We start from the raw sequence: 17,646 nt of genomic DNA on the forward strand, positions 1-17,646 counted from the left end.
CCTTCCACCGTCAAAGCGCAACGATCTTACCCGGATTCATGATGTTGTGCGGGTCTATGGCACGTTTCAAGACGCGCATGAGCTCGAGTGCGGCTTCACCATGCTCGATTTCCAGGTATTTCATCTTTTTCTGCCCCACGCCGTGTTCCCCGGTGCAAGTGCCCTCCATGGCCACCGCCCGCTTCACCAGGCGGTCCACGAATGCCTCGCAGACTGCGACTTCCGCAGGGTCATCCATATTCACCAGCGGCTGCACATGGAAATTGCCGTCGCCCACATGCCCGACAATGGGAGCGATCATGCCGCTTTCCAGAATGTCACGCTTCGTCTCGTCCACGCATTCGGCCAGACGGGAAATCGGCACGCACACGTCGGTCGCAACCGATTGCGCGCCGGGGCGCAAGCCACGCGCGGCCCAATAGGCATCGTGCCGGGCCTGCCAGAGGCGCGAGCGCTCCTCAGGCTTCGTGGCCCACTCGAATGGCTGGTCCGTGAATTCCGCCGCGATCTCACCGAACCGCACGGCCTGCTCCTGCACTCCGGCATCGGTTCCGTGGAACTCCAGCAGCAGCAAGGGGCTCTCCGGCAGGGCCAGCTTGGAGTGAAGGTTCACCGCCGTCACCTGCATCTCGTCGAGCAACTCGATGCGCGCGACCGGAATGCCGGACTGGATCGTCATAATCACCGCATCGCAGGCGGCTTTTACCGTCGGGAAGGGACAAATGCCGGCCGAGACGGCCTCCGGAATGCCCTGAAGCTTGAGAGTGATCTCGGTGATGATGCCGAGTGTCCCTTCCGAACCGATCATCAAACGGGTGAGATCGTAACCGGCCGAGCTTTTCTTGGCGCGGCTCCCGGTTTTCACGATCTCGCCGTTCGGCAGCACGACGGTGAGTGCGAGAACCACGTCCTTCATCGTGCCGTAGCGGACCGCGTTGGTCCCGGAGGCGCGGGTGGCGACCATGCCGCCGATGGAGGCATCGGCACCCGGATCGATAGGGAAGAACAGCCCCTTGTCCCTGAGGAATTCATTGAGGGCCTTGCGGGTCACGCCTGCCTCCACCACGCAGTCCAGATCCTCTTCATGAACGGCGATGATGTGCTTCATAAGGCTCAAATCGATGCAGACGCCGCCGTCCGGCGCGTTGATATGGCCCTCCAACGACGTGCCCGTGCCGAACGGAATGATCGGGACGCCCTTCGCCGCGCAGAGCCTCACGATGTCGGACACTTCCTCAGTCGTACGGGCATAGACCACGATGTCCGGCGGCTGGTTCTTCACCCAGGTGAGCGTATGCCCATGCTGCTCCCGCACGGCGGCGGAGGTCACCACGCGATCCCCGAAACGGCTGGAGAGTTCTGCCGTCAGGGAGGCAATGACGGCTTCCGAAGGCTTGGGGCGGGCAGGCGAGAGAGAGGCGGTCATGACGTTTGCGAGGTCCGGTTGCAGTGCTGGTTACCCATACCTAACAAAACCTGCCTTAACGCAATACTCTGAACGTCAGATGAGCCAAAAAGCCCATGCATGGCTTCCAGATACATGCTAACATTCCTAAACTGTCCTGGTCGGGCAGTGTCATGAGCGGAGTTGAGGGAGAGAACTGACCATGGAGAGGAGAGCTCCCGTGTTCTTCTTCGCCCCCTTCGTGTCGTCCGCGATGCAGGTCGAGCCGGCCTGGATCGACTATAACGGTCACATGAACATGGCCTATTATCATGTCCTGTTCGACCGCGCCTTGGACGAGGGTTTGGGGCTCGTGGGGCTCGGCCGCGGCTACCTCGAAGAGCGCAAGGCTTCCTTCTTTGTCGCCGAGACCCATGCGCTCTACAAGCGCGAACTGACGGCCCGCGACCGGGTCCGGGTGACCCTCCAACTGGTCGATTACGACGAGAAGCGTATTCACTCTTACATGGAGATCCGCCATGAGGAGGACGGCTGGGTCGCCGCCACCTTGGAGACATTGTCCCTCCACGTGGACATGGTCACCCGCAAGGTTTCCCCCTTTCCGGACGACATCGCCGCCAATCTCGCCGTGATGAGGGCCGCCCATGCGCGGCTGGCCAAGCCTCAGGCCCTTGGACGGATCATCGGCATCCCTGCCCGATCCGAGCTGCACGAGACCCTGGCCGCATCGGGCACCCGACACTGACCCCATCTCCACGGCTCTGGAGGGCTCATCACACAAGCTTCAGCCGGGCAGGCTCGCACCGCTGGCGAAACCACTCCGTCAGCGGCCGTTCGTACCACCGGAAGACCAGGAGGGAGGCAAGGACCGCGCCTGCAAGGACAAGCACGATATAGACCCACGGGCCGATAAATGTGCCAAAACCGGCCCGGGCGATGATTTCCCGGCCGGCGCGAATGGAAAAGGGATGGATGAGGTACAGCGCATAGGATGCATCGCCCAGTGCACCTCCCATGCCCGCGAGCCATGTTTCTCTCCCCTCCCGGTCTGCGCCAAGGGCTGCGGCCGCGACGAACAAGGCAGCCGGAAGGCCATAAGCGAACAGTCTCGGCATGGCTGAATCGGACAAGCCGATGAGCAGGATCAATCCGCAGACCGCGAGCCCGGCGCGCAGGCCACGGGACAGGACAAGCCCCTCTCTCCTGAGGAGAGCGAGCACCATGCCGAAGGCAAATTCCAGAATGATCGGATCGGTCCAGAACCTTAGCGGCTGCGGAAGCGAGGCCATCCTGCCGATGACCACGGCCGCGCTCATGGTGCCTACCAGCACCAACACAGCTCTCCGCTTCGGCCATACGAGGACCGCCGCGAAGAGGAGATAAAAGTAGATCTCGTAATTGAGTGTCCAACCCAGTGAATAAAGCGGCTGAACATGACCGTCGGGACGGGCCAAGGGAATGAACAGATAGGACCCCAGGATGAAGCCCGGTTCGAGAACCTCGCTGTTGAGGGCGCCGGGCAAGGCCAGCGCGACCACCAGGTACAGACTGGTTGCTGTCCAGTAGAGGGGGACCACCCGACCCATGCGGCGTGTGAGGAAAATCCTCCTCGCGCCCGGGGAGCCGAACAGCTTGTCCGACGAGTAAACGATGATGAAGCCGGAAATGACAAAGAAGACGTCGACCCCGGCGGCCCACGGAATGAGATCGAAGGGCTGAAATTGCCAGCCGAACCGCGCGCTCAGAGCGCTCGCGTCGAACTGGGCGTGATGAACCGCAACCGCCAACGCTGCGCAAGCTCTCAGAATCTGGATGTGAGGCAGCTTTGACATTCTGCGAATTCGCCCCCGCTTTGCAGCTCGTGCATAGGCATGGGAGCCCAGTCTGACAAGGCGGGAGAGAGGCGGAGATCACATGTTCAGGGGCATGGAATGCAGCTCACGAAAGGGGTTGCCTCAGAGGACGCTCCGCTCTGGCAAAGAAGCGTCCCGGAGTCCTTGCCGGATCCCAGCGGCCCAGAGCACCCGCTTCTAGCAGCCGGCAGCGCCGACCGGGCAGTTGCGGAAGGGCGAAGGCGTGGTAGAGAACAGCCTCTGCCGTTCGATATCCTGCCTCATCAGGTTCTGCTCGACTTGGATCTGTTGTTCCAGGCTTTTCAGGCGCTGATCCTGCCGGATACTACGATTGATCTCTTCCACCTGCCGTTCATTGACGCTCTTGCGCGGTAGCCGCGCCGTTTGGGCCTCGGCGGCCAGGGGCAGAACGAGGCAAAGACAGGTTGCGGCCGTGACCAGGATACGCATGGGCCCATTCCTTTGAAAGCCTTTGATCCCCATATGGCGATGAGCTCCTCATCCGACAACGTCGGCAGCATGGGACCGTCTCAAGCCGAAAGGCATTTACGGGCTCGACGCCGTTCGCCTTTTGATCCATGGTCGCGCCGATGAATCAGCCTGATAACAGCCCCGATCCGCACGATGGCCCTATCTCGGGCGATCTGGCGCACCAGCCGTCCTCCGGTTCCTTGAGCGCCCGCGCCCGCGCGGCGGTCGCGCCGCAACTGGCTTATCTGAACGGCCTGAATTCGGAGCAACGCGCCGCCGTGGAAGCCACCGAGGGTCCGGTGCTCGTGCTCGCCGGCGCCGGCACGGGCAAGACCCGCGTGCTCACCACCCGAATCGCTCATCTGATCGCCACTGGCAAAGCATGGCCGTCGCAGATCCTGGCAGTCACGTTCACCAACAAGGCTGCCCGGGAGATGCGCGAGCGTATCGGCCGGACCATCGGCGAGGTGGCCGAGGGGATGCAGTGGCTCGGGACTTTCCACTCCATCGGCACCAAGATCCTGCGTCGCCATGCGGAACTCGTAGGCCTGCGCTCCGACTTCACCATTCTCGGCACCGACGACCAGCTTCGCCTGATGAAGCAGGTGATCGAGGCCGAGGGCATAGATGAGAAGCGCTGGCCCGCCCGCCAGCTTGCAGGTCTCATTGACAGCTGGAAAAATCGCGGCCTCGGTCCCGATCAGGTCGCCGCCGGGGAAGCAGGCGCCTTCGCCAACGGCAAGGGCGGTCGGCTCTACCGTGCTTATCAGGAGCGCCTGAAGGTTCTCAACGCCGTCGATTTCGGCGACCTCCTGCTCGAATGCCTGGGCCTGTGGCGCGAGCATCCCGATATTCTCGAGCAGTACCAGGAACGCTTCCGCTATATGCTGGTCGACGAGTATCAGGATACGAACGTAGCACAATATCTCTGGCTGCGCCTGCTCGCGCAGAAGCGCAAGAACCTGTGCTGTGTCGGCGACGACGACCAGTCGATCTATGGCTGGCGCGGCGCGGAAGTGGACAACATTCTGCGCTTCGAACACGATTTTCCGGGCGCGACCGTGATCCGGCTTGAGCGCAACTACCGCTCCACCGGGCATATCCTCTCCGCGGCTTCCGTGCTGATCGCCAAGAACCAGGGGCGCCTCGGCAAGACCCTGCGCACGGAGGACGAGCCCGGCGAGAAGGTGACGATTACCGGAGCCTGGGATTCCGAGGACGAGGCACGCCTCATCGGCGAGGAGATCGAGGCGCTCCACGCCAAGAGACACCCGCTGTCGGAAATCGCCATCCTGGTCCGCATCTCGGCGCAAATGCGCGAAATCGAAGATCGCCTAGTGCAGCTGGGTGTTCCCTATCGCGTCATCGGCGGTCCGCGCTTCTACGAACGCGCGGAAATCCGGGATGCCCTTGCCTATCTGCGCGTCGTGAACCAGCCTGCCGACGATCTTGCCTTCGAGCGCATCGTCAACGTCCCGAAGCGTGGCCTGGGCGACGCGACGATCCAGGTGCTGCACAACCATGCGCGCGCCGCGCGCGTGCCGCTGATGGACGCGGCGCGATTCCTCGTCGAGACCGACGAGCTGAAGCCGAAGCCGCGCGCGACCCTGCGCGATCTTCTCATCTCCTTCTCACGTTGGTCGAAGCTCTCCGAAACCCTGTCGCAGTCGGAAGTGGCCCAGACGGTGCTGGAGGAATCCGGCTATACGGACATGTGGCAGAAGGAGAAATCCGCCGATGCCGCGGGACGCCTCGAGAACCTGAAGGAACTTGTGCGCTCCATGGAGGAGTTCCCGGACCTCCAGAGCTTCCTGGAGCACGTCTCCCTCGTGATGGAGGCCAACGAGAGCGACACTTCCGAGCGCGTGAGCCTTATGACGCTCCACGCCGCAAAGGGCCTCGAATTCGACACGGTGTTCCTGCCGGGCTGGGAGGAAGGGCTCTTCCCCAATCAGCGTGCCCTCGACGAGAGCGGCCGCGCGGGTCTGGAGGAAGAGCGTCGTCTCGCCCATGTGGGCCTCACCCGCGCGCGGCGGCGGGCGAAGATCTACTTCGCCTCGAACCGGCGCATCCACGGCCTGTGGAACTCGACCGTGCCGAGCCGTTTCATCGACGATCTGCCGGAGGCGAATGTGGAGATCGTCGAGGCACCCGCGAACTTCTCCTACGGCGGATATGGCGGCGGCTCGCGCTTCGACCGGATGCAGCCTTTCAGCGGCTCGTCCTACCAGACACCGGGCTGGCAACGCGCGCAGGCGCATCGCGCCAATGCCGACGACGGCGGCTATTCCGCACGCCGCTCCGGCGATCGGCGCGGGCCGATGATGATCGAAGGCGAGCTGGTGGCGAAGTCGACCGGCAGCTCAGGCTTTGCCGTGGGCGGGCGCGTGCTTCACCCGAAATTCGGCCCCGGCACCATCGAGGCAGTGGATGGCAACAAGCTCACCGTCGAATTCGACAAGGCGGGACGGAAGATGGTGCTCGACAGTTTCGTGGAGGCATTAGGCTAGAACCCGGAACACGCGCCATCCGTCATGGCCGCCTTCGATGCGGCCATTCACGCCTCGGAAACGTCGCGCCATGCAAACGTGGATGCCCGGCACGAGGCCGGGCATGACGAGGGGCGGGTGACGCGAACCTTCACTCTGCCGCTGACGGCGGCACCGGCATGGCGGGCGTACCGTAGACGCGCGGATCGACCTGACTGAGCTGTCCTTCGTCCTCGGTATAGGCCGGAGGACGATCCACATAGGTGAACTGGCCCTTTCCATCCGGCGAGGGGCCCTGCGCCCAGCGCCCGTCCTGGCTTTCCAGGCCTTCCGAATGATTGAGGAATTGATAGGACACTTCGCTCTTTTCGAGATTTTGTGGGAAATTCGAGGGCACCGGCGTCATCTCGAGCCCATCCTCTTCCAGCTCCTTGATAGCGGCGAGCCACTGGTTCTGATGCATGGTGTCACGCGCGATGAGGAAGGAGAGCATGTCGCGCACACCCGTATCGTTCGTCATGTTGTAGAGGCGGCTCACCTGCAACCTACCCTGGCTTTCCGCCGTCACGTTGAAGCGGAAGTCCGCGAGCAGGTTTCCGCTCGCGATGATGTAGGTCGCCGTCCATGGATTGCCGATGCTGTCGGACGGCCGGGAACCCAGGCCCGAGACGATCATGTGCTGAGGGTTCATGCCGGCCACGATGGCATCCTCCACGCGCGCGCCGCCCATCACGGCCCCCACGATGGAGTTCTTGGCCATGTCTTCCTGCTGCTCGACGGGGGAAGTCTCGAGCAACCGCGCGATCATGGTGGCGAGCATTTCCACGTGGCCGATCTCCTCGGTCCCGATATCCATGATCATGTCCTTGTATTTCTGCGGACCGCGGCAGTTCCAGCCTTGGAAGAGATACGTCATCATGACGCTAATTTCGCCCCACTGGCCGCCGAGTGGCTCCTGCAGCATCTTCGCGAAGAGAGGATCGGGCCTTTCGGGTTTAGCGTGATAGGCCAACTGCCGCTGACGGAAGAACATAGGCTTGCTCCTGTGTGAATTGGGTGTGACAGCTCTCCTAGCCCCCCATAGGAGTCAGGCTTCCAACAAGAGCAATTCGCGGATGTTCCCAATTTTGGGCCATGTAACCCTTACTTTAGACTAGTTCTCATCTGCATTTCGCCTCTAGCCTCGGGCGAGTAACTATGGAACCATTCGCGCTTCACAGAGATGCTCGATTGAGGTGCTCATGTTCCCCTTGTCCCACATGCTGAAGTCCTTCGTGCGTACGGGGACGCTGAAGGTAATCGATGCAGATGGCGGCGTGCATGTGTTCGGCGGCACGAAGCCAGGCTTGAACGTCACCATGCGGATCACGGACCGCTCGCTCTACCACAAGCTCTTCCTCAATCCGGAGCTGCATGCTGGCGAGGCCTACATGGACGGCCGAATGAGCTTCGAGGAAGGATCCACCCTGCGGGACTTCCTGAATCTCTTCTCTCAGAACCGCTCGACCCTGGCCAATTATCCGCTGCAAAGCGTGCTGAAGCGCATCTCCCGTACCGTGAAACGCTTTCAGCAAGCCAACCCCGTCGGCAAGGCGCAGCAGAACGTCGCGCATCATTACGATCTCGGAAACGACTTCTACAAGCTCTTCCTCGACAAGGGCATGCAGTATTCCTGCGCCTATTTCATGAATGACGACGACACGCTGGAAGAGGCTCAGCAGAACAAGCTGCGTCTGATTGCGTCCAAGCTGCAGCTGAAGCCAGGGCTCAAGATCCTCGACATCGGCAGCGGCTGGGGCGATCTCGCCCTTTATCTCGCGGCAATGGAGGATGTGGACGTCACCGGGGTAACACTTTCGAAGGAGCAGTACGAACTCTCCAACGAGAAGGCACGGCGTGCGGGCTTGTCCGACCGCGTGCACTTCGAGCTGCTCGACTACCGAAAGGTGGACAGGCGCTTCGACCGCATCGTTTCGGTCGGCATGTTCGAGCACGTGGGCGTGCATCACTACGGCGAGTTCTTCGCCAAGATCAATGCGCTGCTCGAGGATGACGGCCTGATGGTACTGCACTCCATCGGCAAGATGAGCCCGCCCGGAACCGCTAGTCCATGGTTACGGAAATACATCTTCCCCGGCGCCTATTCTCCGGCCCTGTCGGAAGTCTTTCCTGTCGTGGAGCAGAACAGCCTGTGGGTGACAGATCTCGAGTTTCTGCGCCTCCATTACGCGAAGACCCTCAATCACTGGCATAGGCGCTTTGAGGCCAATCGCGAGAAGATTGCTGCGATGTATGATGAGCGCTTCTGCCGGATGTTCGAATTTTATCTCATCAGTGCCGAGACGATGTTCACCACAGGCAGCCAGCTCGTCTTCCACATGCAACTCGCCCGCAGGCGCGATGCCGCCCCCATCGTGCGCGATTATATCACGGATACGCAGCGCGCATACATGGCTGAAGAAAAGGAACGCCTCAGGATCTTGGACGCCGCCAAGGAGCTGGCGCCCGTCTGATCCTCGGCGCCAGGGCCCGACAGGAATCCCGAATCAGGTCAACGTCTCGTAATCCTTGTTCTTCAAACCGTCATGGGAGTGGCGTGTCGGCAGAGTGCCCTTCGGCTGCTTCTTGAAATGCGAGGATGCCTTCATCCCGACAGGTCCTTTCGAGATGGTGATGCCACCATCGACCGTATAGAGCGCGCCGGTGACAAAGCTGGCCTCGTCGGATGCAAGAAAGCAGAAAACGTTTGCCACTTCTTCCGGCGTACCGCGGCGGCCCATCGGCGTCGCCTGGGTGATCAAGGTTGCCAGTTCCGCATCCATCGGACCAGTGGACTTATGGGTCCAGGCCGTATCGATGGGACCGGGGCAAACGCAGTTCGCGCGCACGCCATACGGGACCTGCTCCGCAGCGATGCCGCGGATGAAGGAATGGATGAAGGCTTTCGTGCCGCCATAGGGCGTGTTCTTCGGATGGCCGATCATGCCCGCTTCGGAACCGGTGGCGATAATGTTGCCGTGGGTCTCCTGCAGGTGAGGCAGGGCGAATTTCGTCATCAGAAACACCGAGCGCACGTTGGACCGGAAGGTCTCGTCGAACTTGTCGATGGGATAGTCCTGCGTTTCCGCAACGGCCAGGAACACGCCCGCGTTGTTAACGAGAACATCGATCCGCCCATAGGCGCTCACGCAGGCCTCGACTGCGGCTTGAGCATGATGCTCCTCAGCGATATCGCCGAGATAAACCTCAGCGAACCCTCCTGCCCCACTGATGAGTCGCGCGACGTCCTCCACCGGATCGTCAGGCAGACCGACGAGAAGAAGACGCGCACCCTCGCGAGCGAACTTGAGGGCAATGGCTTCGCCGATACCTGTACCGGCACCGGTGATGATGGCAACCTTATCGAAAAGACGTCCGGACATGGGAATCTCCTGCGGGCATACCCGCCGTTGCAAGCGCGAGGGAACAGGCACATGAGGAATTCGGCGTTCGCAAAACGGGCGCGCTACCGGGCGGTTCCGCCCCGTGAGGCTTCATGGTCGCTTGAGGCATCCTACAGGGGGTGCTAGAGCAGCCTCATGCTTGAAGGTCTACACCCCAATCGCCCTACCCATGTCTTCCGGATCACCACGGACGAGCGCTCCGCGCGTGCCATGACGGATCTAATCGGGGAGATTTTCGATCCGGCGGAGACCGCAGTCGCTGCCTTTGAGACGGAAGAGGACGGCCCCTGGCTGCTCGAGGCCTATTTCTCGCATCAGCCCAACGAGGTTGCGATCCGCAACCTCGTGCGCCCTATCGTGGGCGCAGAAGCGGACAAGGGCGTGTTCCTGCCCCTGGAGCAGAAGGATTGGGTCAAGGCTTCCCTGGAAGGGCTCAAGCCTGTGCGGGCGGGCCGCATTCTGGTCCACGGCTCCCATGACCGGTTTCAGCGCCGGAGCAACGACATCGCCATCGAGATCGAGGCGGGCCTTGCCTTCGGCACAGGCCATCACGGCACCACGCTGGGATGCCTCAGGGCTTTCGTGGACGAATTGAAAATCCGCACGCCGCGTCATGTGCTCGACGTCGGCACCGGCACAGGTATCCTGGCCTTCGCTGCGGCCAAGGTTCTGAAGCGTCCTGTCGTTGCGGGCGATATCGATCCGGAGGCCGTGCGGGTGGCGAAGGAGAATGCGCGCCTCAACGGCATCGGACCCTGGATGAGGCTCTATGTCGGCCCCGGCACGCGCAGTGCGGAAGCCGAACGGCCAGGTCATTTCGATCTGGTCTTCGCCAACATTCTGGCAAAACCCCTGCGGATATTGGCCCCCTCGCTGGCGCGGGTGGCGAGCAACGACGGAACGTTGATCCTGTCAGGGCTGCTCGCCCACGACGTTCCGGGCGTGCTGTCGGCCTATGCGCATCAGGGCTGGTATCTCCAGCGCCGATACGATCTCGATAGCTGGGTAGCCCTCGTGCTGAAGCGGGGCAGCGCACGTCCGCAACCCCGCCATTCGACGTTACAAACTTATTCGGCGAGAACGCCCGGGTAGCGCTTCAGCAGCTCGCGGCGGAGCTCGAAGCTCTCGGCGATGATTTCACGGATTGCTTTCAGGGCGGCAACGATCAACATGACTTGTCTCTTCTACTTAGAGTGAAATTCTTGTCTCAGATCTTGAATGGCAGATCATTGCTCTGCATCAAGAAATCCGCAGAGTGATCCTGTCTGCGGCTCAGGTTCGCGATGAGAGATTCGTGGCGGCGCAACTGGCGTGCGGCGCTCCGGGCGCGGCTCTCGACAAGGGCGTTCAGCACTCTCTCGACGATCAGCGGGATCCTGGATGGGGTCCGTACCTGACCAGCATAGGTGGATGGCAAAGCGGCTGTGTTCATGGGCTCATCTCCAACGGATTGGTGTTGAGACCCTTCAGATCAGCGTTCCTCTGTTCTTGTTATGCAACATTTAAGCCGCATCCGACTTTAGTTGTAGATGGATCGTTTGCATGCGAGCCATGCGCCTATCGCAGCGCACAAATTCCGTGTGTCAATCTTCAGGCATGGCGTGCATGGTGGACGCGCAACATGGCTGCTGCATATGCAGGTCAGCGCGCAGCATCGCTGTTGCAGGCGTCCTATCTCCGGCATAGCGTGCTGCCATTCTCATTCCCGTTTCCGGTGCTGTTCGGATGGCTCAATTCCAGTTCTTCGATGATACGACATCTCCCGCCCAAGGCCCTGCCCATATCGCCAAGCTGCGGGTGGAGTTGAATCGCCGCGGTTTCAGCGGCTTCATCGTGCCCCGGGCCGACGAGCATCAGGGAGAGTACGTCCCGAAGAGCGCCGAGCGTCTGGCGTGGCTCACGGGCTTCACGGGCTCGGCAGGCACGGCCGTGATACTGACCGACAAAGCCGCTCTCGTGGTGGACGGGCGCTACACGGTCCAGGCGGCAGAGCAGGTGGACACCTCCGTGATCACCCCCGTTCAACTCGCCGATATGTCGGCGGAAGACTGGGTTGCCGCGAACCTGCCGGAAGGCGGAATTCTTGCCTACGATCCCTGGCTTCACACGAGCGACAGCCTCAAGCGCCTGGAACAGGCGGTGGTGCGCGCCGGAGGCTCCCTTTCTCCCGTGGACATCAATCTGGTCGACGTGATCTGGATCGACCGCCCTGCCCCGCCCCAGGCTCCGGTGCGTCCTCACCCCCTCGCCTATGCCGGGGAGACGGCCGAGGAGAAGCTCGGGCGTATCCGCCGCAAGATGGCCGAGGCCAAGATCGACGCGCTGGTGATTTCCGATCCGCACAACCTAGCCTGGGCTTTCAACCTGCGAGGCGGCGATGTCGGCCATACGCCCCTGCCCCTCGGTTATGCGGTGCTGCCGCAGAACGGCCGTGCGACCCTGTTCTTCGACCCTGCGAAGATCACCAACGAGGCGGGTGCGGCGGTCGGGGAGCTTGCAGAATTCGCCCCGATCAGTGGTTTCCAGCATGCCCTCGACGCCCTGGGCCAGAAGGGCGGCAAGGTGCGGATCGACTCGGCGACGGGCGCCGTTGCCCTGATCCGCCGCATCGAAGCGGCCGGCGGCACGGCGGATGTGGGCGCGGACCCTATCAGCCTCATGAAGGCCGTGAAGAACAACGCAGAGATCGCGGGCTCGCGCGCCGCCCACCTGCGCGACGGTGTCGCGATGGCCCGCTTCCTCGCCTGGCTGGACCGCGAAGCCCTTCAAGGGCGGCTCACCGAGATCGATGCCGTCGAGAAGCTGGAGAGACTTCGGGTCGAAACCGGTGCCCTGAAGAACATCTCCTTCCCCAGCATTTCGGGTGCGGGTCCCAATGCCGCCCTGCCCCATTACCGCGTAACCGCTTCGAGCAACCGCAGGATTGAAAAGGACCAGATCTTCCTCATCGATTCCGGTGCGCAATACGAAGATGGCACCACGGACATCACACGGACGATCATCGTAGGCGAGCCCACGGCCGAGATGAAGGATCGCTTCACTCGCGTGCTGCAGGGCCACATCGCCATCGCCAGCGCCGTGTTCCCGAAAGGCACCACGGGTGCGCAGATCGACGCCTTCGCACGCAAACCCCTGTGGGATGCCGGGCTCGATTTCGACCACGGCACCGGCCATGGCATCGGCAGCTATCTTTCGGTGCACGAGGGCCCCCAACGCATCGCCAAGACCGGCACCACGCCGCTCGAGGCCGGCATGCTGCTCTCCAACGAGCCGGGCTTCTACAAGCCGAGTGCCTACGGCATCCGCATCGAGAACCTGATCCTCGTGGAGCCGCGCGCGATCCCCGGCGGCGACCGCGAGATGCTGGGCTTCGAGACGCTGACCTTCACGCCCATCGATCTGCGGCTCGTCGAACCTGCCATCATGAATGCCGACGAGATCGCGTGGCTCAACGACTACCATGCCAAAGTGCGTGGGAAGATCGGCCCGCATCTCGATACCGAGACACGGAGCTGGCTTGAGGACGCCACCCGCGCCATTGGTTAGATCAGGTTTCGCAGCACCACGACCGAAGCGACCCCGACGGCGATCGTCGCGAGGAGCGGCAGCCGAAATGCGGCGACGGCGGTGATGGCGGCGGCGATCGCCTCCGCCCAGCCCGTCGTGAGCGCCGTCGGCGCGATCACAGAAACCAGCACCGCAGGCGGGATCGCATCGAAGGCCGCCTTGGCGCGCCCAGTGAGCACGAGCCGGTCGGCCACGAAAAGTCCCGCGATCCGCGTGAGGTAGGTGACAACCGCCATGGCCGCGATGGCGGAAAGGGTCGGCGTATCGAGGGTCATGTCCGTGCCTCCTCGGGAGCGGCGAGATAGGCTGCGGCGATGCCCGCGAGCGCCCCCGATACCACATGCCAGGGCGCACCGATCGAGTGGTGCACGAGCGCCGCAACCGCTGCGCTGACGCCCACCGTGACGAGGGTCACGCGGCTGTGCCCGAACCCTGCGACGAGGCCGATGAAGAGAGCCGTGAAGGCGAAATCCGCCCCGATGCGCGCCGGATCGCCCATGAAGGAGCCGAGCACGGCCCCGAGCGTCGTCGACAGGGTCCAGTTGGCCCAGAGGACGAGGGCCATCGCAATCCAGTAGGCGCCGGTCACGGGTCGCTCCATGGCGCGGCGCTCCGACAGCGCCCAGGCCTCATCCGTCAGGAAGAAGAACGCGATGAAACGTTGGATGCCGGTGAGTTCCATCTTCGGCCCGAGCGATGCCCCCATCAGCACGTGGCGCGCATTGATGAGCAACGTCGCGAAGGTGAGCGCCGCGATGGGTACGGGATAGGCCCAGGCCTCGATGACCGCGAATTGCGCGCCGCCCGCATAGACGAAGGCGGACATCATCGCGACCTCCAGCATCGATAGACCCTTAGCGGAGGCAACCGCCCCGAAGAGAAGGCCGATGGGCACCGCGGCCACGGCCACGGGGGCGATATCGCGCAAGCCCGCGCGGATCTCGCGTCGATAGGTGGGGAAGTAAGGGGCGGATTGGTCCATGGTCATCCTCGTTCCCTCCCTTATGAGACGGAGATGGGAACGCGTCTTGGACAAAATTGCGGTCTGGCGCATCGTGCGGAAAAGTGGATCGGTTTTCCGTGTCTCACAATGCTCTACGCCGCCCGATAGGTCCCCGGCGTCACCCCCATGCGCGCCTTGAACACCCTGTTGAGATGACTCTGGTCGAAGAATCCGCAGACAGCGGCCACGTCGCCGGGAGCCTCGCCCCGGCTCAGAAGCCGCGACGCGGCCCTGAAGCGCCTATCCACCAGATAGGCGTGCGGCGTGAACCCGGTCTCCTTGGCAAAGGCCCGGATGAAATGGCTGCGCGACAGGCCGGCGAGACGGGCGAGATCGGCCAGATCGGCCTCCTGCCCCAGATGAGCGTCCAGGTAGTCTCGCGCCCGTGTGATGCCTTGCGTGCCGTAGCGTTGAGCCGGAACCGCATCGAGATCCGCCCAGCGGGCGATGAGACGGCCAAGATAGTCGATCAGCCGGCTGTCCTGCTCCAGCTCGGAGGCCCAGTATCCATCGCGGGACAGGCAGGCGTGAAGCTGCGCATGAGCGAGAGCAAGTTCCGGATCGTCGACCACAGAGCGCGGGAACCAGGGCGCGCGGCTGAGCGGACGTCCCGCGACGTCCTCGGCGATTTCCCGCATCAGCTCGACAGACGGGTAGAAGGTCCGGTACTCGAAGCCGCCGCCGTAAGGGGCGCCGTCGTGAATTTCGTCGGGGCAGACGATCGCGACGCTGCCGGGGCCGGCGTAACGCTGCTCCCCCCGATGGAAGAAGGTCTCGCATCCTTCCATGATGGCGGCAAGCGCATAGGTCTCATGGGTGTGGCGGGCATAGGAGTAGCGGCGGAAGGTCGCGCGCAGGCAATCGAGGCCGCGATAGCGCGGCACCCGCCAGAAATGCGTCCTGTCGCCCGCCGCCCTCAGGTCGGGATCGAGTGAAATCTCGGGGCTGAGCACCGTCATGAGAGGAAACATGCCATGTGCAAGAGCCCTCTGTCTTGGACGGAAGTCTCAACTCCGGCCGACCAGGGCAAACCAGCCATCCTCGTCCATGACTTGAACCCCGAGCTCAGCCGCCTTGGCGAGCTTCGACCCAGCCCCGGGACCTGCCACGACGATGTCGGTCTTCTTGGAAACCGAACCCGCAACCTTGGCCCCTAGGCGCTCGGCCATGGCCTTGGCCTCTTCCCGGGTCATCTGCTCCAGCGAACCGGTAAAGACGACGGTCTTGCCGGCCACGGGCGAGTTGACGGTGACCGTCGCCTCCATGGACTTGACATTCACCTGGGCCAGCAGGGCGTCGAGCATCTCCTCGTTGTGCTCTTCCCTGAAGAACTCGACGATAGCCTCGGCCACTACGGGGCCGATGCCTCCGATGGCCGTCAGCTCCGCATGAGCCTCCGACTCCGGATCGGCGGCAGCCTTGGCAGCCTCGCGCAGGGCCTCGAACGAGCCGAAGTGCCGTGCGAGCAGTCGCGCGGAGGTTTCACCCACATGCGGAATGCCGAGGGCAAAGATGAAGCGGTTGAGGGAAACCGTGCGCCGGGCCTCGATGGCCGCGAAGAGGTTGCGCACGCTGGTCTCGCCCCAGCCCTCACGGTTCTCCAGCCGCTTGAGGCTGCGCGCATTGCGCTCCGCCAGCGTGAAGATGTCCTGCGGGCGCTGCACGAGGCCTTCCTCGTAGAACTCGTCGATGCGCTGCTCGCCCATGCCCTCGATGTCGAAGGCGTTGCGCGACACGAAGTGCTTCAGGCGCTCGCGTGCCTGCGCCGGGCAGATGAGGCCGCCCGTGCAGCGGCGCACGGCATCTTCCTTGCCTGTCCTCGGATTGACCTCGCGCACCGCGTGGCTATCGCAGGCCGGGCAATGGGAGGGAAACTCGTAGGGCTTCGCATCGGCGGGCCGCTTCTCAAGCACCACGTCGAGCACCTTCGGAATCACATCGCCCGCGCGGTTGATGATGACCGTATCGCCGATGCGGATGTCGACGCCATTGCGGATCTTCTCGCCGTTGCCGCCGATGCCCTTGATGTAATCCTCGTTGTGCAGCGTGGCGTTCGACACCACGACGCCGCCGACCGTGACGGGACGCAGGCGCGCGATCGGATTGAGGGAGCCCGTGCGGCCCACATTGATCTCGATATCCTCCAGCACCGTCACCGCCTTCTGCGCCGGGAACTTGTGCGCGAGCGCCCAGCGCGGCGAACGGGAGACGAAGCCGAGACGCTGCTGAAGACCAAGATCGTCGACCTTGTAGACCACGCCGTCTATGTCGTAGCCGAGATTGGCGCGGTCGGTCTCGATGGCATGATAATGCTCGAGCATCTCCGCCACGCTGGAGCAGCGGCGCGTGAGCGGGTTGACCTTGAAGCCGAAGCCCCGCAGCGCCTCCATCATGCCGTATTGCGTGTCGGCGGGCATTTCGCTCACCTCGCCCCAGGCATAGGCGAAGAAGCACAAGGGACGCGATGCGGTGATCTTTGGGTCGAGCTGGCGCAGGCTGCCCGCCGCCGCGTTGCGCGGGTTGGCGAAGAGCGGCCTGCCCGCCGCCTCCTGGCGCTCGTTGATGGCCGCGAAATCCTTGTGCGAGAGATAGACCTCACCCCGCACCTCGAACACGTCGGGGATGTTCGCGCCCTTGAGCACATGCGGAATGTCGCCGACCGTGCGGGCGTTGTTCGTTACGTCCTCGCCCTCCGCGCCGTCGCCGCGGGTGGCCGCCGTGATAAGCCTGCCCTTTTCGTAGCGGATGCTGAGCGAGAGGCCGTCGATCTTTGGCTCCGCCGTGAACACCAGCGGCGCATTACCCTTCCATTGCAGGAAGCGGCGAATACGCTCGACGAACTCCTCGACCTCCTCGTCGGCGAAGCCGTTGGCCAACGAGAGCATCGGAATGCGATGCCGGATCTTGGCGAATTTCTCAGACGCTCGGGCGCCCACCTTCTGCGTCAGGCTATCCTCGGTCTTCAGTTCGGGAAACAGGCCCTCCAGCGCCTCGTAGCGCTTGCGCAGGGCATCGTATTCCGCGTCCGACACGGTAGGCGCGTCCTCCTCGTAATAGCGCCGGTCGTGCTCGGCGATCTCGCGTCCCAGGGCCTCGTGCTCGGCACGGGCTTCCGGGAGGGTCAGTTCGTCGACGGACTTCAGGGAGGGGGCGTTTTTGGCGGACATGATCGAATCGTGTGTGAGGGTGCTTGAACCATAGCGCTCTGGCCGGGACTCACCAGAGGGCTTTGCGCATGACGCCGTATCCCTTGGAAAGCGGGATCGTCTCCGGAGTTTATGTGGCGATCCGGAGCGCGGATCGAGGGTCGGCTCCCAAGGCCGAGGGTGTCAGAGGCCGTATTCCCCGTCATGGCCGTCCCCAAACCTGATCCGGGGATCAGTCCCAGCCATTCCGACCCGAGAAGCGCGCGCTC

Annotated in this window: 15 protein-coding genes; 5 read left to right on the top strand and 10 right to left on the bottom strand. The window is 63.0% G+C overall.

All coding sequences use genetic code 11. The annotated features are described in order from the left end of the window. Positions 1 to 10: 10 nt before the first annotated feature. Positions 11 to 1,426, bottom strand: a complete 1,416-nt coding sequence (locus tag GR328_RS01380) for an FAD-binding oxidoreductase (RefSeq protein WP_160882736.1) — start codon at positions 1,424 to 1,426, stop codon at positions 11 to 13. Positions 1,427 to 1,607: 181 nt separating this feature from the next. Here GR328_RS01380 and GR328_RS01385 point away from each other — a divergent pair, with 181 nt between their 5' ends. Beyond that, complete coding sequence (locus GR328_RS01385) at positions 1,608 to 2,150, top strand: thioesterase family protein (protein ID WP_205789646.1); 543 nt, start codon at positions 1,608 to 1,610, stop codon at positions 2,148 to 2,150. 28 nt (positions 2,151 to 2,178) lie between these two features. Here GR328_RS01385 and GR328_RS01390 read toward each other — a convergent pair whose 3' ends face one another. Both GR328_RS01390 and GR328_RS01395 read right to left on the bottom strand, forming a co-directional pair. Then, positions 2,179 to 3,237, bottom strand: coding sequence for an acyltransferase family protein (locus GR328_RS01390; RefSeq protein WP_205789650.1), 1,059 nt, complete (start codon positions 3,235 to 3,237; stop codon positions 2,179 to 2,181). A 198-nt stretch (positions 3,238 to 3,435) separates the two neighbouring features. Then, positions 3,436 to 3,708 carry a hypothetical protein gene (locus GR328_RS01395; protein WP_160882737.1) on the bottom strand — a complete coding sequence of 91 codons (273 nt, stop codon included), beginning with the start codon at positions 3,706 to 3,708 and terminating at the stop codon, positions 3,436 to 3,438. A gap of 140 nt (positions 3,709 to 3,848) precedes the next feature. On the opposite strand from GR328_RS01395, the gene GR328_RS01400 reads away from it, so the two are divergent. Beyond that, complete coding sequence (locus GR328_RS01400) at positions 3,849 to 6,239, top strand: ATP-dependent helicase (protein ID WP_205789652.1); 2,391 nt, start codon at positions 3,849 to 3,851, stop codon at positions 6,237 to 6,239. Between the two features lie 130 nt (positions 6,240 to 6,369). Here the strand turns inward: GR328_RS01400 and GR328_RS01405 are convergent, their stop codons facing one another. After that, positions 6,370 to 7,251, bottom strand: coding sequence for a manganese catalase (locus GR328_RS01405; RefSeq protein ID WP_160882738.1), 882 nt, complete (start codon positions 7,249 to 7,251; stop codon positions 6,370 to 6,372). 208 nt (positions 7,252 to 7,459) lie between these two features. Between GR328_RS01405 and GR328_RS01410 the strand changes: the two genes are divergently transcribed. After that, positions 7,460 to 8,731 carry an SAM-dependent methyltransferase gene (locus tag GR328_RS01410; protein WP_160882739.1) on the top strand — a complete coding sequence of 424 codons (1,272 nt, stop codon included), beginning with the start codon at positions 7,460 to 7,462 and terminating at the stop codon, positions 8,729 to 8,731. Positions 8,732 to 8,764: 33 nt separating this feature from the next. Here the strand turns inward: GR328_RS01410 and GR328_RS01415 are convergent, their stop codons facing one another. Beyond that, positions 8,765 to 9,640 (bottom strand): SDR family NAD(P)-dependent oxidoreductase, encoded by an 876-nt coding sequence (locus tag GR328_RS01415; protein ID WP_160882740.1) that lies wholly within the window; start codon positions 9,638 to 9,640, stop codon positions 8,765 to 8,767. Between the two features lie 156 nt (positions 9,641 to 9,796). Here GR328_RS01415 and GR328_RS01420 point away from each other — a divergent pair, with 156 nt between their 5' ends. After that, the gene (locus GR328_RS01420) at positions 9,797 to 10,753 is read left to right on the top strand and encodes a 50S ribosomal protein L11 methyltransferase (RefSeq protein WP_160882741.1); all 957 of its coding nucleotides are present in this window, start codon (positions 9,797 to 9,799) and stop codon (positions 10,751 to 10,753) included. A gap of 115 nt (positions 10,754 to 10,868) precedes the next feature. On the opposite strand, the gene GR328_RS01425 is transcribed toward GR328_RS01420, so the two are convergent. After that, positions 10,869 to 11,093 (bottom strand): hypothetical protein, encoded by a 225-nt coding sequence (locus tag GR328_RS01425; protein ID WP_160882742.1) that lies wholly within the window; start codon positions 11,091 to 11,093, stop codon positions 10,869 to 10,871. Positions 11,094 to 11,386: 293 nt separating this feature from the next. On the opposite strand from GR328_RS01425, the gene GR328_RS01430 reads away from it, so the two are divergent. Beyond that, positions 11,387 to 13,207 carry an aminopeptidase P family protein gene (locus GR328_RS01430; protein ID WP_160882743.1) on the top strand — a complete coding sequence of 607 codons (1,821 nt, stop codon included), beginning with the start codon at positions 11,387 to 11,389 and terminating at the stop codon, positions 13,205 to 13,207. Here the strand turns inward: GR328_RS01430 and GR328_RS01435 are convergent. The 4 genes from GR328_RS01435 to ligA form a co-directional block, all read right to left on the bottom strand. Beyond that, the gene (locus GR328_RS01435) at positions 13,204 to 13,503 is read right to left on the bottom strand and encodes an AzlD family protein (protein WP_160882744.1); all 300 of its coding nucleotides are present in this window, start codon (positions 13,501 to 13,503) and stop codon (positions 13,204 to 13,206) included. The two genes, GR328_RS01430 and GR328_RS01435, sit on opposite strands and share 4 nt — an antisense overlap. Next, positions 13,500 to 14,210 (bottom strand): AzlC family ABC transporter permease, encoded by a 711-nt coding sequence (locus GR328_RS01440; RefSeq protein ID WP_160882745.1) that lies wholly within the window; start codon positions 14,208 to 14,210, stop codon positions 13,500 to 13,502. Before GR328_RS01440 ends, GR328_RS01435 begins: the two co-directional genes overlap by 4 nt. A gap of 113 nt (positions 14,211 to 14,323) precedes the next feature. Next, positions 14,324 to 15,190 (bottom strand): helix-turn-helix transcriptional regulator, encoded by an 867-nt coding sequence (locus GR328_RS01445; protein WP_160882746.1) that lies wholly within the window; start codon positions 15,188 to 15,190, stop codon positions 14,324 to 14,326. Positions 15,191 to 15,238: 48 nt separating this feature from the next. Beyond that, entirely contained in the window at positions 15,239 to 17,398 is a 2,160-nt protein-coding gene (gene ligA / locus GR328_RS01450; RefSeq protein WP_160882747.1) for an NAD-dependent DNA ligase LigA, read from the bottom strand. Positions 17,399 to 17,646: the final 248 nt, after the last annotated feature.

Origin of the sequence: Microvirga makkahensis (genome assembly GCF_009830105.1) — a bacterium.
GTDB lineage: Bacteria > Pseudomonadota > Alphaproteobacteria > Rhizobiales > Beijerinckiaceae > Microvirga > Microvirga makkahensis.